This window comes from Streptomyces sp. WAC04114 (assembly GCF_019733245.1).
GTDB lineage: Bacteria > Actinomycetota > Actinomycetes > Streptomycetales > Streptomycetaceae > Streptomyces > Streptomyces massasporeus_A.
On the sequence record NZ_JAIGQA010000004.1, the window covers coordinates 1 to 13769 of the forward strand.

At 73.7% G+C, this 13769-nt stretch carries 11 protein-coding genes; 7 read left to right on the forward strand and 4 right to left on the reverse strand.

Going from position 1 to position 13769, the window contains the following annotated elements:
* Nucleotides 1-31 precede the first annotated feature (31 nt).
* A complete protein-coding gene (locus K4G64_RS02250; protein WP_221754423.1) occupies nucleotides 32-1105 on the forward strand; it encodes an O-antigen ligase in 1074 nt (357 codons plus the stop codon).
* A 146-nt stretch (nucleotides 1106-1251) separates the two neighbouring features.
* On the opposite strand, the gene K4G64_RS02255 is transcribed toward K4G64_RS02250, so the two are convergent.
* Together K4G64_RS02255 and K4G64_RS02260 are read right to left on the reverse strand one after the other, a co-directional pair.
* Nucleotides 1252-1806: a hypothetical protein gene (locus K4G64_RS02255; RefSeq protein ID WP_221754322.1), complete on the reverse strand. Its 555-nt coding sequence runs from the start codon at nucleotides 1804-1806 to the stop codon at nucleotides 1252-1254.
* Between the two features lie 113 nt (nucleotides 1807-1919).
* A complete protein-coding gene (locus K4G64_RS02260; RefSeq protein WP_221754323.1) occupies nucleotides 1920-2705 on the reverse strand; it encodes a glutamate racemase in 786 nt (261 codons plus the stop codon).
* A 39-nt stretch (nucleotides 2706-2744) separates the two neighbouring features.
* Between K4G64_RS02260 and K4G64_RS02265 the strand changes: the two genes are divergently transcribed.
* On the forward strand, nucleotides 2745-3935 hold the full coding sequence (locus tag K4G64_RS02265) for a glycosyltransferase (RefSeq protein WP_221754324.1): 1191 nt from the start codon (nucleotides 2745-2747) through the stop codon (nucleotides 3933-3935).
* A gap of 16 nt (nucleotides 3936-3951) precedes the next feature.
* Here K4G64_RS02265 and K4G64_RS02270 read toward each other — a convergent pair whose 3' ends face one another.
* Complete coding sequence (locus K4G64_RS02270) at nucleotides 3952-5163, reverse strand: TerD family protein (RefSeq protein WP_221754325.1); 1212 nt, start codon at nucleotides 5161-5163, stop codon at nucleotides 3952-3954.
* A gap of 295 nt (nucleotides 5164-5458) precedes the next feature.
* On the opposite strand from K4G64_RS02270, the gene K4G64_RS02275 reads away from it, so the two are divergent.
* The 4 genes from K4G64_RS02275 to K4G64_RS02290 all read left to right on the forward strand — a co-directional run bounded on the left by K4G64_RS02275 (nucleotide 5459) and on the right by K4G64_RS02290 (nucleotide 10187).
* Nucleotides 5459-5881: a DUF6643 family protein gene (locus tag K4G64_RS02275; protein ID WP_031111223.1), complete on the forward strand. Its 423-nt coding sequence runs from the start codon at nucleotides 5459-5461 to the stop codon at nucleotides 5879-5881.
* A 44-nt stretch (nucleotides 5882-5925) separates the two neighbouring features.
* Complete coding sequence (locus K4G64_RS02280) at nucleotides 5926-6807, forward strand: MOSC domain-containing protein (protein ID WP_221754326.1); 882 nt, start codon at nucleotides 5926-5928, stop codon at nucleotides 6805-6807.
* 109 nt (nucleotides 6808-6916) lie between these two features.
* Nucleotides 6917-7522, forward strand: a complete 606-nt coding sequence (locus tag K4G64_RS02285) for a hypothetical protein (protein WP_221754327.1) — start codon at nucleotides 6917-6919, stop codon at nucleotides 7520-7522.
* A 229-nt stretch (nucleotides 7523-7751) separates the two neighbouring features.
* Nucleotides 7752-10187, forward strand: coding sequence for a right-handed parallel beta-helix repeat-containing protein (locus K4G64_RS02290; protein WP_221754328.1), 2436 nt, complete (start codon nucleotides 7752-7754; stop codon nucleotides 10185-10187).
* Nucleotides 10188-10214: 27 nt separating this feature from the next.
* Here the strand turns inward: K4G64_RS02290 and K4G64_RS02295 are convergent, their stop codons facing one another.
* Nucleotides 10215-12602 (reverse strand): hypothetical protein, encoded by a 2388-nt coding sequence (locus K4G64_RS02295; protein ID WP_221754329.1) that lies wholly within the window; start codon nucleotides 12600-12602, stop codon nucleotides 10215-10217.
* Between the two features lie 291 nt (nucleotides 12603-12893).
* Here K4G64_RS02295 and K4G64_RS02300 point away from each other — a divergent pair, with 291 nt between their 5' ends.
* The gene (locus K4G64_RS02300) at nucleotides 12894-13724 is read left to right on the forward strand and encodes a DeoR/GlpR family DNA-binding transcription regulator (protein ID WP_031108646.1); all 831 of its coding nucleotides are present in this window, start codon (nucleotides 12894-12896) and stop codon (nucleotides 13722-13724) included.
* Nucleotides 13725-13769 lie beyond the last annotated feature (45 nt).

A 13769-nucleotide genomic window follows, 5' to 3' on the forward strand; every position in this document is an offset into this window, starting at 1 on the left:
CCGGGGGGCGGGCGGGGTGGGTTCCAGTGGGATGACGTCCGCGTCCGGGTCGGACGCGGACGGCGAGAGACGAATCGTTTCTGACGCGGCGGGGGTCGTGGTGCTGGGCGCCTGCGCCGCCTGGTCCCTGATCACGGCGGCCGTGCACGACGGCAGGCCGGAGGGGGTTCTCCTCGCGGTGCTCGCGGTGGCCGCCGGGTACGCCGCCGGGCGGATCGGCGGGGCACTGCTGCCGGTCGGGGCGCCCTTCGCCGGTGCGCTGGCGGGTATCGCGCTGACGGTGGCCGTTCCACATCTGGCTCCGGGCCCGCAGATCGCCGCGCCCCTCGGGCATGCCGGTGCCACCGCCGCCGTACTGACGTTGTCGGCCGGGGCCGCGTGCTGTGCGGCCTGGGCCGCTTCGGTTCCGGCCGTTCGCCTCGCCCTGCGCCTGCTGGCCGCGGGGACCGCGGTGCTGGCGGCCCTGCTCGGCTCGACCAGCGGGCTCGTGACCTGTCTCGCGGTGCTGGTGTGCTCACTGGCCGCCGGCCGCACCCGTCACCGCGGCGCCGCCATGGCCGTACTGGGCGTGGTCGCCGCCCTGGTGACCGGTCTGATCTGGGCGGTCGCCGCGCGGGCCGTGCCGGGCGGGTTCGTGGCGGCGCTGGAGGGGCGGCTGACGCCGCACCGCGTGCAGTTGTGGCACGACGCATGGCGTCTGCTCGGCGACGACACCGTGCTGGGGGCCGGTCCGGGCCGTTTCGGGGAGCTGAGCGCGACGTCCGCCCAGTCGCTGCTGTCCGACGGCAAGCCGCACTCGGCGCCCCTGCAGCAGGCGGCGGAACAGGGACTTGTCGGGGTGGCACTGTTGGCGGCGGCGTTCGGCTGGGTCCTGTACGCGCTGTGGCGCGGCCCGCGACCGACCCCGGTGGTGCTCACCGCGGGCGCGGCCCTGACGGCGCTCGCCGCCATCGCCGCGATCGGCAACGCGCTGAGCTTCACGGCGGTGTCGGTGGGGGCGGGCCTGCTGGCGGGCATGGCCACGGCACGCCCCCTCACCGACGAACCGGCGGGCCGGTCTGCGGACATACGGGCACGCGGCGCGGGACGCACCACGGCGCGGTGACCGCTCGGATGTCCGTCCTCGGACGACGGCAACAGGACGGCTCGACCACGGCAGCAGGACCGCTCGACCACGGCCACAGGGACGACCGATGATCACAGTCAGTGATCACCGGCGTCGATCACTGCCGGTGACGGACAACTCGTGATTCAGTGCGCGGGAGCGCCCGGCTTGGTGGGCCGCAGCCGCGCCTCGATCACCCGCACGGCCGCCTCCGCGTCGTCCACGGTGACCGTGAAGGTGTGCCCGTCCCACAGCTCCAGCTCGACACCCTCACCGCGTCGCACCACCACCGCGGTGCCCTTCTCGGGCCGCCAGCGGTAGCCCCAGCCACCCCAGTGGCGGGGGGTGACATGCGAGATGTACGTGGCGCCGACCACGCTGGAGAGCGGGATACGGCGGCGGGGAACGCCGATGTGACCGCAGCGCACCTCGAGGTGCTCCTCGTCGACCCGCAGGGCGACGTGCACGAACGCGAGCGTTCCGAAGAGGACCAGCAGTCCGGCCGCGATGCACCCGACGACGGCCATGACCAGCGGGGCGATGCCGGACGTCCACGCGGAGTCGACGGCGAGCTCGATGCCGAGCGCCATGCAGGCGGCGCCCACGAGCGCCAGCAGCCACTGCACCCGGTTGGTGGCTCGGCCGGTCCACACGACCGTGTGCGGCTGCGGGGCGTTCTCGCCGTGGCGGTGGTCCCTCATGCCTTGAGGGTACTCAGGATTCGCTTCGCTGGTACCCCGTGGCGGAGCGTGACTGCGCCGGGTGGGCGTCGCGCCGATCCGGCCGCCGGGTGACCGTCGGTGACGGGCTGCGGTCAGCGGGCGGGCGTGACCGCCTGCAGCAGACGCCCTTCGGCGTACGCCAGGGCTGGGGCGGGCAGCGTGCCCTCGCGGCCGCTGAGCAGCACGGTGAGCGTGCCGTGGGGGGTGGCTCCCGGCGCGGGCTGCTCGCCGAGCCGGCGCAGGGCCTGGGCGGCCACGGCTCCCGCGGAGCCGTGCAGCACGAGGGGCGCGCGGCCGGGGCGCTGGACGGCGGTCCGGATGCGCTCGGCGACCAGTTCGTAGTGGGTGCAGCCGAGGACGACGGTGGTCACGTCGTCCGGGGTGAGGGCGGCGGCCGCGGACACCGCCGCGTCGATCGCCGCCTCGTCCGCGTGCTCCACGGCCTCGGCGAGACCCCAGCACGGCACCTCGGTGACGGGTACGCCGCCGGCGAAGTCCCGGATCAGGTCCTGCTGATAGGGGCTGCCCGTGGTGGCCGGGGTGGCCCAGATGGCGAGGTGCCCGCCGCCGGCCGCGGCCGGCTTGATCGCCGGGACGGTGCCGATGACCGGGATGTCCGGTTCGAGGCGGGCGCGCAGGGCAGTGAGGGCGTGCACGGTCGCGGTGTTGCAGCCGACGATCAGGGCTTCGGGGCGGCGCGCGGCGGCGGCCTCGGCGACGGCCAGGGCGCGCTCGGTGAGATCCTGCGGAGTACGCGGGCCCCAGGGCATGCCGTCGGGGTCCAGGGAGAGCACGAGATCGGCGTCGGGGCGCAGCCGCCGAACCGCGGCGGTGGCCGCCAGCAGACCGATTCCGGAGTCCATGAGCGCGATCTTCACCCGATCACGATAGACGATGAGCCGTTCCGGGCAGGCCGGGTGGTGCAGACTGCGCGCGTGAGCGCCGTTGTGTGGACTGCCGCTGGATCACTGCTCGCCTGGCTGTGGCTGCTGCTCTGCCAGGGCTTCTTCTGGCGCACCGATGTGCGGCTCCCGTCGCGCGTGGAGCCTGCGGCGTGGCCGTCCGTGTGCGTCGTCGTCCCCGCCCGTGACGAGGCGGCCGTACTGCCCGCCGCGCTGCCGTCGCTGCTCGCGCAGGACTATCCGGGGCGGGCGGAGGTCTTCCTCGTCGACGACGGCAGTTCGGACGGAACCGGCGAGCTGGCGCGTGACCTGGCGGGCCGGCACGGCGGACTGCCGCTGACCGTGGGTTCGCCGGGCGAGCCCCCGGCCGGCTGGACCGGCAAGCTGTGGGCGGTGCGGCACGGCATCGCACTGGCACGCGCGCGTGAGCCCGAGTACCTCCTCCTCACGGACGCCGACATCGCGCACGCGCCGGACAGTCTGCGCGAGCTGGTGGCGGCGGCCCGCTCCGGTGGGTTCGACGTCGTCTCCCAGATGGCCCGGCTGCGGGTGGCGAGCGTGTGGGAACGGCTCGTCGTGCCGGCGTTCGTCTACTTCTTCGCGCAGCTGTACCCCTTCCGCCGGATCGCCGGCCCGGGGCGGACGGCGGCCGCGGCCGGGGGCTGTGTCCTGCTCCGCGCGGAGACCGCCGAGCGGGCGCGGATCCCGGACGCGATCCGGCACGCCGTGATCGACGACGTGGCGCTCGCCCGGACCGTCAAGCACGGCGGCGGCCGCGTCTGGCTGGGGCTCGCCGAGCGGGTGGACAGCGTGCGGCCGTATCCGCGGCTGCACGACCTGTGGCGCATGGTGTCACGCAGCGCCTACGCCCAGCTGCGGCACAACGTCCTGCTGCTGGCCGGCACGGTCGCCGGGCTGGCGCTGGTGTATCTGGTCCCGCCGGTGGCGGTCCTGGCGGGCCTCGCCACCGGCCGCGCGCCCGCGGCGGTGCTCGGGGGGCTCGCGTGGCTGATCATGGCGGGGACGTACGTCCCGATGCTCCGCTACTACCGGCAGCCACTGTGGCTCGCCCCCCTGCTGCCGTTCACCGCGTTCCTCTATCTCCTCATGACGGTGGACTCCGCGGTGCAGCACTACCGGGGGCGGGGTGCGGCCTGGAAGGGCCGCACCTATGCGCGCCCGGACGCCGTGCCCGACGAGGGCTGACGCCCGACGTGGGGGGTCACTTCCTGCCCGGGGTCCAGTTCATGCCCCACCCGTAGGCGTGGTCGACGGTCCGCTGCGGGCTCACCCCGCGGTCGGGCACCAGGTAGCGGGCCTCCCGCTGGACGATCAGATCGCCGCCGGTGTTGGTGATCAGGGCGAGCGCGCACACGAGGGAGGGGACCGTGCACTCGTCGAGGGAGAACTCGATCGGTGCGCCGTGCTGCGGCCGGAGCGTGACCGAGGCGTGCAGGTCGGCGAACGAGCGGGCGCCCTCGTAGATGGTGACGAAGACGAGGATGCGTCGGAAGGCGTTCTTGTGGTCGAGGTTGACGGTGAGGTTCTCGCCCGTCGACACGGCGCCGGTGCGGTCGTCGCCGTCGAGGTGGATGTACGGAGGCTGGTGCAGAGCCCCGAAGCTGTTGCCGAGGGCCTGGACGACGCCCTTGCTGCCGTCGTTGAGTTCGTACAGCGCGCACAGGTCCAGGTCGAGGTCGGAGTGCATCGCCGTCGGGCGCCCGAACTTGCTGCTCCACCCCGAGAACTGCTTGCGCACCTCCCAGTTGAGGTTCACGTGCAGGGCGCCGGAGGTGCCGCCCTGCTTGGTGAGGGAGACGGAGGGGGACGCCTTGGTGAGCGTCACCTTGGTGAGGCGGACGGGCGCGGGCGGCGCCGGAGCCGTGACCGGGGCCGGTGCGGGTGCCGCCTGCTGGGGCTCGTCCACCGTGATGCCGTAGTCCGTGGCCAGTCCTTCGAGTCCGCTGCTGTAGCCCTGGCCGACCGCACGGAACTTCCAGGCGCCCTGGCGGCGGTAGAACTCACCCAGCACGAAAGCGGTTTCAGTGGTGGCGCCCGGGTTCTCGAAGCGGGCCACCGGCGCGCCCTGGGCCGCGTCCTGGACCTCGATGTACAGGTCGGGGACCTGTCCGAACGCGCCGCCGTCGGAGGAGGCGGCGAGGACCAGCGTCTCGATCTCGGGCTCCACGCGCGCGAGGTCGACGAGGAGTGTGTCGGTCACCCGGCCGCCGGCGTCGCGCTTGCCTTCGTGCCGGACGGCACCGGAGGAGTGCGCGGGCTGGTTGTAGAAGACGAAGTCCGCGTCGGAGCGGACCTTGCCGCTCACCAACAGCAGGGCGGAGGCGTCGGCGTCGGGCACTGAGGGTCCGGTCCGCCATCCCAATTCCACCCGCAGCGCCGCGGTGGGCACCGGAGTATTTGAACCTTTCGACATGTGCATGTCCGCCCCCATTGCGTGTCACCGCGCCAGGCCCGTCCCGGCCGTTCGTCGAGTTCCGTGCGCACAACCTATGCGTTGCGGCGACGAAGTCCCATGGGCGACCGCGCGGAAGGCCGGGCCAACCGCCGGTAACCCGCCCGGAACTCGGCCTTTACCCGATCAGAGCCCCGTCCGGTGCCCCTTTTCACCGAGTTCGCTCGCATTGGGGATCCCGGGTCACTGCGGACGCGGAAAACAACCCTCTTATCGGTCTCCCCAACCAGCACATCGTGGGCTTAACTTATGTGCCATGACCTCCCCCCGCTCCACCTATGGCGGCGGCTACTACTCCGCCTCCTTCCCGGACACCCCGATCTACGACAGGCTCGTCGCCGAGCGGGGCACCCCGCAGATCGCCCCGATCCGGGTCCCCGCCCAGTACGACATGCCGGGCAGCCACCTGCCCGCGCTCCCCTCGGCACTGCCCGCACTTCCGGCAGCGCCCTCCCAGCCCGCCTACGGCTACCCGCAGGCGCAGCAGCCCGCACCGCTGCAACAGGCGCCCGCGGCGTACATCCCGCAGCAGGCCACCGCTCCGCGCGGCTACCCCGGCCCGCAGCAGCCGCGTCCGGCGGCCCCCGCCGGTTACGAGGCGATGCGCCCCGCCGCTCCCCGGCCGGCCCCGGCTCCGTATCAGGACCCGTACAACAACCAGCAGTACCGCGGGTACTGAGCCGACCTCCGGGGGCTGTCGGTGCCGGCTGGCACGATGGCCCCATGGGGAACGCTCACCTGCACTCGATCCATGTTCATCCGGTCAAGGCGGTCCGGGGCATCGCGCCCCGGGAGGCCGCCGTGGAGCCCTGGGGGCTGGCCGGAGACCGGCGCTGGGTGCTGATCGACGACGGGGGAAAGGTCGTCACGCAACGCCTGCTGCCGCGCCTCGCACTCGTCGCCGCCGAGCCCCGGCCCGGTGGCGCCGTCCGTCTGTCGGCGCCCGGCATGCCACCGCTGACGGTGCCCGTCCCCCGGCCGTCCGTCACCGTGCCGGTGGAGATCTTCCGCGACAAGGTCGAGGCGGTCGAGGCCGAGGACGAGGCCGCGCACGCCTGGTTCAGCTCCTGCCTCGGCATCGCCGTGCGACTGGCGTACATGGACGATCCGGCCACACGCCGGCCCGTCGCCCCGGAGTACGCGCGGCCCGGTGAGACCGTCTCCTTCGCCGACGGCTTTCCGCTGCTGCTCACCACGACGGCCTCGCTCGACGCCCTCAACTCCCTGATCGCGCAGGGCGAGTACGCCGGTGAGGGCCCGCTGCCCATGAACCGCTTCCGGCCGAACGTGGTCGTGGCGGGCACCCCCGCATGGGCCGAGGACGACTGGTCGCGGCTCACCATCGGCGACGTGCCCTTCCGCGTGGCCAAGCCCTGCGGCCGGTGCGTGGTGACCACCACCGACCAGGACACCGGCGAGCGCGGCCGCGAGCCCCTGTACAGCCTCGGACGGCATCGCCGCCTCGGCGGCAAGCTGCTCTTCGGTCAGAACCTGGTACCGCTGTCCCGCGGCACCATCCGGGTCGGGGACCCGGTCAGGATCGTCGAACAGCTCTGCGAGCGGGGCGGGAACCGTGCCGCGGGCCCGGGCGTTGAGCTTGTGTGAGAAATTCGTGAGAGGCCCCGGGGAGAGGTGATGTGGCTCTCTCTTCGACGGGTCCGTGCATGGACGGCTCCGCCGGGGAGTATCACGGAGCGGGAAGGGGGTGCGGGCGGTGCGGGCGATCAGGGGGCTCTGGCGCTGGCGGCGCAATCCGCTGTGCCGCGCGACCGACCTGGCCGAGGCGTGGGTGGCACTGGCCGCGCTGCTGCTGATCCTGCTGGCCGCCCCGGTGGTCGGCTCACTCGTCGGGAACACGGCTCAGGACGCGCTGCAGCGTTCCGTCCGGTCCCAGCACGAGGCGCGGCACCTGGTGACGGCCACGGTGATCCGCAAGCTGGACCGCTCCCCGCTGGACTCCGACCCCGAGACCTCGTCGGGCAGGGATCTGCGCAACCGCGTCCTCGCCGACTGGACCGCGCCGGACGGCACCCCGCACCAGGGCCCGGTGCTGGCGAGTCTGAAGGACCCGCAGCAGGGCGACACGTTCCGGATATGGACCGACCGGCACGGCCGGATGGTGGCCCGCCCCCTCGACTCCGCGACGGCCTCGACGCACGCGGTCCTCGCCGGCTTCGGCGCCGCCCTGGCGGCGGGCGGTCTCATAGAGGGCGGCAGACGGCTGATCGTCTGGCGCATGGTCCGCCGCCGGTACGCGCGTTGGGACCAGGCATGGGACAAGGCGGGCCCGGACTGGGGCAGGACGGGCGCCGGCAGCTGACCGCGTTCCGGCTCTGGTCAACCCACCACGCGCGCGCACGCTACGGTGGTCCGGCCGAACCGTTCGGCACAACCCGCGCGCGAGCGAGCCTCAGGGACGCGCCGGTGTCGATGCCGCGTAAGCGCCCAGGCCCAAAAGGGAGGGCACGGCCGCGGTCGCGACCCCGGGGTGGAGCGCCCCGACGGCGGACGAGCCATCAGTACGACCGAGGTGGGGGCACGGCTACACCATGGCACAGGGCACGGTCCAGGTGACGCACACCGGCACGTCGCGGTGGCGGCGCCGCACGGGTGAGTACGCATCGCTCGCCGCCGCCCTGGAGGCCGCGGCCGACGGAGACGTCCTCACCGTCGCGCCCGGCACCTACCGGGAGAACCTCATCCTGCAGCGCGCGGTGACCCTGCGCGGTCCCGAGGGCTCACCCGGCTCGGTGCGCATCGCGCCCGTGGACGGTGTGCCGCTGACCGTGCGCGCCTCGGCCGTGGTGCAGGACCTGCACGTGGAGGGCCAGGACGCGGCCGCCCCCGCCGTGCTGGTGGAGGAGGGCACCCCGGAGCTGCGGGACGTGCGGGTCGTGACGCGGTCGGCGGCCGGCATCGAGGTGCGCGGCAGCGCCCGGCCCACGGTGCGGCGCTGCGCGGTCGACAACCCGGCGGGCATCGGCATCGCCGTACTCGACGGCGCGGGCGGGGTGTTCGAGGAGTGCGAGGTCGTCGCGGCCGGCCAGGCGGGCGTAGCGGTGCGCGGCGGGGCCCATCCCCGCCTGGAGCGCTGCCGGGTGCACCACACCTCCGGCTCGGGCCTGTCGGCGACCGGGGAGAACTCCGCGCTGGAGGCGGTGGGCTGCGAGATCTACGAAGTCCGGGGCAGCGGTGTGCAGATCACCGGCCGGGCCACCGCCCACCTCACCGACTGCGACGTTCACCGCACGACGGCCGACGGGGTCACGCTCGACACCGACGCCGTGCTGACCCTCGCCGACTGCCGCATCCACGACATCCCGGAGAACGCGGTCGACCTGCGTTCCCGTTCCGTCCTCACGCTGACGCGCACCACGGTGCGGCAGTTCGGGCGCAACGGCCTGTCGGTGTGGGACCCGGGCACCCGCGTGGACGCCAACCAGTGCGAGATCTTCGACAGCACGGGCGACTACCCGGCGGTGTGGGTCAGCGACGGCGCCACCGCCGTCCTGGACTCGTGCCGGGTGCACGACGTGCCGGACGCGCTGTTCGTCCTCGACCGCGGCTCGCGCGCCGACGTCGTCGACACCGACCTGTCGCAGGTGCGTAACACGGCCGTGTCGGTGAGCGACGGCGCGACCGCGCAGCTCGACGACTGCCGGATCCGGGACGCGGCGACGGGAGCGTGGTTCCGCGACCACGGCAGCGGCGGCACGCTGAGCAACTGCACGGTGGACGGCACCCAGACCGGCGTGATCGTCACCAAGGGCGCCGACCCCACCGTGGAGCGCTGCACGATCGACTCCCCCGCGGAGGCCGGTGTCTACGTCTCGGCGGGCGGCCGGGGCAGCTTCCTGAACTGCCGGGTCACGGGCAGCGGCGGCTACGGCTTCCATGTGATCGACGGCAGTCGTACGACGTTGCGGAAGTGCCGCACGGAGCGGTGCGCGCGCGGGGGCTACGAGTTCGCGGACAGCGGCGCGGACGCGGCGTCCGGAGCGAGCCCGCTCGTGGAGGACTGCACGAGCGACGAGAGCGCGGGGCTGCGCCCGCCCGCCGCGCTCGAGACGGCCGTGCAGACGGTGAGCCACTCCCCCGGTCTGCTGGGCGGGGTCCCCGGGCCGCGCGCCGAGCCGGTGCCCCCGGCACCGGGCGCCGAGCCCGAGGCGCCGGCCCGCTCCTCCAAGGACGTCCTCGGTGAACTGGACGCGCTGGTGGGCCTGGAGAGCGTCAAGCGCGAGGTGCGCGCCCTCACCGACATGATCGAGGTCGGCCGGCGCCGGCAGCAGGCCGGCCTGAAGGCGGCCTCGGTCAAGCGGCACCTGGTCTTCACCGGCTCCCCCGGCACCGGCAAGACCACGGTCGCGCGGCTCTACGGCGAGATCCTCGCCTCCCTCGGTGTGCTGGAGAAGGGCCACCTGGTGGAGGTGTCCCGGGTCGACCTGGTCGGCGAGCACATCGGTTCGACGGCGATCCGCACCCAGGAGGCCTTCGAGAAGGCGCGCGGCGGTGTGCTGTTCATCGACGAGGCGTACGCGCTGTCCCCGGAGGACGCGGGCCGCGACTTCGGCAAGGAGGCCATCGACACGCTGGTGAAGCTGATGGAGGATCACCGGGACGCGGTCGTGGTGATCGTCGCGGGCTACACGGCCGAGATGGAGCGGTTCCTGTCCGTCAACCCGGGTGTGGCGTCCCGCTTCTCGCGGACCATCACCTTCAGCGACTACGGCCCCGACGACCTGCTGCGGATCGTGGAGCAGCAGGCCGAAGAGCACGAGTACCGGCTGGCGCCGGGCGCGGCGGAGGGCCTGCGGAAGTACTTCACGGTGCTCCCCAAGGGCCCGGCGTTCGGCAACGGCCGTACCGCACGGCAGACCTTCGAGGCCATGGTCGAGCGGCACGCGAGCCGGGTCGCCCAGCTTCCGGAGCCGAGCACGGACGACCTGACGCTGCTCTACGCCGAGGACCTCCCCGAGGTGCTCTGAGGAGGCGCGCCCCGACGCAGCGCCCCCCTATGCGGCGGGCGGCTCGGGCTCGTGCCGTGGCGACGGCACGTCCGGCGCCTCAGCTCGCTCCGAGGCCTCTCCCTCGGGGACATCCGGAGTCGTCGGCCGAAGTCGGGCCAGCAGCTTGCGGCGTTCCTCGGCGAAGGCCGGGTCGGCCTGGTAGTCGGAGTGTCCGAGGATCGGCGCGGGCAGCGGCACCAGCGCGGTGCGGCCGTAGGTGAGGGGGTCCATCAGGGGGGCGTGGTCGACCTGTGCGCCGGGCAGCCGCATCGGGCCGCCGATGGGGTCGGTGAGCCGGTACAGGTTGCGCCAGCAGTCGACGTCCCGGTGCAGGGAACCGAGCGCGGCCGGTCCGAAGTGTGCCGGGAACCAGCGGCCGTAGAGGCGCTCCAGTGGGGAACCGTAGGTCAGCAGCGCGACCCGTTTGCGGGCGGACGGGGCGAGTTGCCAGGCCGCGGCGGCGGCGAGCACGCTGCCCTGCGAGTGCCCGGAGATGACCAGCCGTCCGCCGGTGGCACGGGTCCAGGTCGCCATCCGCCAGGTCAGGTCGGGCACCGCGCGCTCGGCGTAACAGGGCGGGGCGAAGGGGTGGGAGGCGCGGGGCCAGAAGGTGCCGACGTCCCACAGGATGCCGATGGTGCGGCGGGCGGCGGGGTCCTTGTAGGCGCGCCGGCCCCAGGTGACGAAGAGTATGAAGCCGAGGCCGATCATCCAGGAGCCGAGGGCCTGTGCGGTCTCGGCGGCGCCGTGGACGACGGGGTAGGTGCCCTGCGCGGCCTCGCCCGGGGTCTCGTCGGTGACGAGGGCGCCCACGAGGGCTCCGGCGCCGAACAACAGGGTGACGCCGGAGGTGACGGCGACGACGCGGGGTCCCCGGTCGGTGAGGGAGGCCATCGCGCGGGTGTTGGCGATACGCCGGGTGCGGGCGCGGTCCTGGGCCTCGTCCGGGTAGTCGAGTGCCACCGCGACGCGCTCGGCGCGGGCGAGCTGCCAGGCGCGGTGGGCCAGCCAGCCCAACAGCCCCAGCAGGACGACGAGCAGCGGCGGTATCACGGACGCCTGCCAGGTCAGCAGCACCGGCGGGCCGTCGATCGACGCCCCGGTGCCGTCCAGCCAGTCGGACACGCGCTGGGACACACCACCGGACATCACTCCGCCCAGGGCGCAGGCCAGCATCGCCACGGCAGGTCCGCCCAAGCCCCGCAGCACCGCCCGCCGGTCGGGGTCGGTGCGGTGCAGGGTGTACGCCACGACGCCGAGGACGATCACCAGCAGGCCCTGCACCAGGGCGATCCCGCCGAAGGTCGTGTCACCGGGCAGCCGGCCTTGCGACGTCCACCCCGGGCGCTCCCACCCGGCGTACAGCACGGCGAGGATGAGCAGGAGGAGCGCGGCGAGCGGCAGACGCCGTACGAAACGCTCGTCGAGTGTGCGGTCCAGGCGCTTCTCGCTGCGGCCGCGGCGGCACACCACCCACACCACGGCGACGGCGCAGGCCGCGAGGGCCGCTTCGAGCATCAGCCCCAGGATGTCGAGTAGGGCCGGGCCGCCGGGGCGCCGGTCGTGGCGGGCGGCGGCGCTTCCGACCGCGGCGGCGACCGTGATCAGGCCGGCGGCGGTGTGCGCGGCACGCAGCCGGGCCACCAGCCGGCGCCCGTACCAGAAGCCGGGCCGGCCGAGTGCGGTCGGGCCGCCCTCCCCTTCGGGCTCGGGGGCACGCTCGATGGGCTGCTGGGATTCGTAGTCGCTCCATGTGCGCCGGGACAGGTACCAGAGCAGGACGGTCAGGGCGGTGGGCACGACGGCGGCGAGGGCGAGCCTGCGGCCGGGGGCGCTCCACCAGCCACCGTCCGAGACGGTGGGGGAGAGGAAGCCCAGCCAGGAGTGGCGGTCCGCGCACGCCGCGGTGCCCGCGCACTGCCAGGCCGCGAGGTCGAGCGCGACCTCGCAGGCCGCGGCGACGAGCAGCACCGTCAAAGAGAGCCCCGCGAGCCGTACCAGGAGCCCGTACAGGCGCACGGTGCGGCGGCGGCCGTGGGCGGTGGGGCGCATCCAGTGGGCGAGGTTGACGACCATGAACGGCAGGAGCAGCAGCCACAGGGCGCGGGTGCCGTTGCCGGAGGTGAGGTTGCACCAGACGTAGGCCTCGGGCACCGGTCCGTCGCGGCGGCGGTCGTCCGGGCTGTGCTCGGCGTCGACGTCGTCGGCGCGCCGGAAGACGGCCGCGGTGTGGTCACCGGTGATCCGCACCGTCCGCGGGTCGTTCAGCATCTCCTGCGGCGTGGTGCCGCCCACGCCGTGGACGAGGAGTTCCAGGGCGGTCCCGGGCTCGCCGGGCCGCGCTGCGGGACCCGCCGGTCCATCGGTCGAGGCCTGTTCCTGCGCACGTTCCACTGATTCGCACTTCCCCCGTGACACGCCGTCTGCTCCGTCCGTGCGGGCACAAGGATCTCCACTTCCGCGGCCCCCCACACCTGCTGTCACGGAATCTCCCCGATCCGTGATGAAGCGGAGCGCGGAGACGTGCCGGCGATGGCATGTGTGCGACGAGCGAGCGCGGTGACACTCTCCGGTCCGCGACATGCGAGGATGGGACGTCCTCGCACCGGAGCCAGGAAGAATGTCCTAGTCGGAGCCGGTGCAGGGGGTGTCGGACGGCATTGAGGCGAAAGGACCGGAGCGTACGTGAGCGAGAATCAGAACCTCCTCGCGGAGCAGCGGCGATCCCTGATCCTCGACGAGGTCCGCCGCCGGGGCGGTGTCCGGGTCAACGAGCTGACCCGCAAGCTCGGCGTGTCGGACATGACCGTCCGCCGCGACCTCGACGCGCTCGCCCGCCAGGGCGTGCTGGAGAAGGTGCACGGCGGCGCGGTCCCGGTGGTCGAGGCGAGTACGCACGAACCCGGCTTCGAGGCCAAGTCCGGCCTGGAGCTGACCGCCAAGGAGGACATCGCACGCGCCGCGGCCAAGCTGGTCGCGCCGGGCGCGGCGATCGCCCTGTCGGGCGGTACGACGACCTTCGCGCTGGCGCACCAGCTGCTGGACGTCCCGGACCTCACGGTGGTCACCAACTCGGTGCGGGTCGCCGACGTGTTCCACGCGGCGCAGCGCACCTCGGGCCCGCGGCAGGGCGCGGCCACGGTCGTGCTGACGGGCGGGGTGCGCACGCCCTCCGACTCGCTGGTGGGGCCGGTGGCCGACCAGGCGATCGCGGCGCTCCACTTCGACCTGTTGTTCCTCGGGGTGCACGGCATATCGGTCGAGGCCGGCCTGTCGACGCCGAACCTCGCGGAGGCCGAGACGAACCGGCGGCTCGTGCAGTCGGCCCGTCGTGTGGTCGTGGTCGCCGACCACACCAAGTGGGGCAAGGTGGGCCTGAGTTCGTTCGCCTCGCTGGAGCGGATCGACACGCTCGTGACGGACGCCGGCCTGCCGGACGAGGCGCGCGGAGTGGTCACGGAGCATCTGCGGCGGCTGGTAGTGGCCGGGGAGCCCGAGGACGACGCAGACATCTGACGGGGCGCCAGCTAGGGTGACGCTCCCGGCATCACCCGCTCCCGT

Coding starts and splice junctions, on each gene's coding strand:
- K4G64_RS02250 (WP_221754423.1), top strand. CDS start 32: ATGACGTCCGCGTCCGGGTCGGACGCGGACGGCGAGAGACGAATCGTT.
- K4G64_RS02290 (WP_221754328.1), top strand. CDS start 7,752: ATGGCACAGGGCACGGTCCAGGTGACGCACACCGGCACGTCGCGGTGG.
- K4G64_RS02275 (WP_031111223.1), top strand. CDS start 5,459: ATGACCTCCCCCCGCTCCACCTATGGCGGCGGCTACTACTCCGCCTCC.
- K4G64_RS02270 (WP_221754325.1), bottom strand. CDS start 5,163: ATGTCGAAAGGTTCAAATACTCCGGTGCCCACCGCGGCGCTGCGGGTG.
- K4G64_RS02280 (WP_221754326.1), top strand. CDS start 5,926: ATGGGGAACGCTCACCTGCACTCGATCCATGTTCATCCGGTCAAGGCG.
- K4G64_RS02255 (WP_221754322.1), bottom strand. CDS start 1,806: ATGAGGGACCACCGCCACGGCGAGAACGCCCCGCAGCCGCACACGGTC.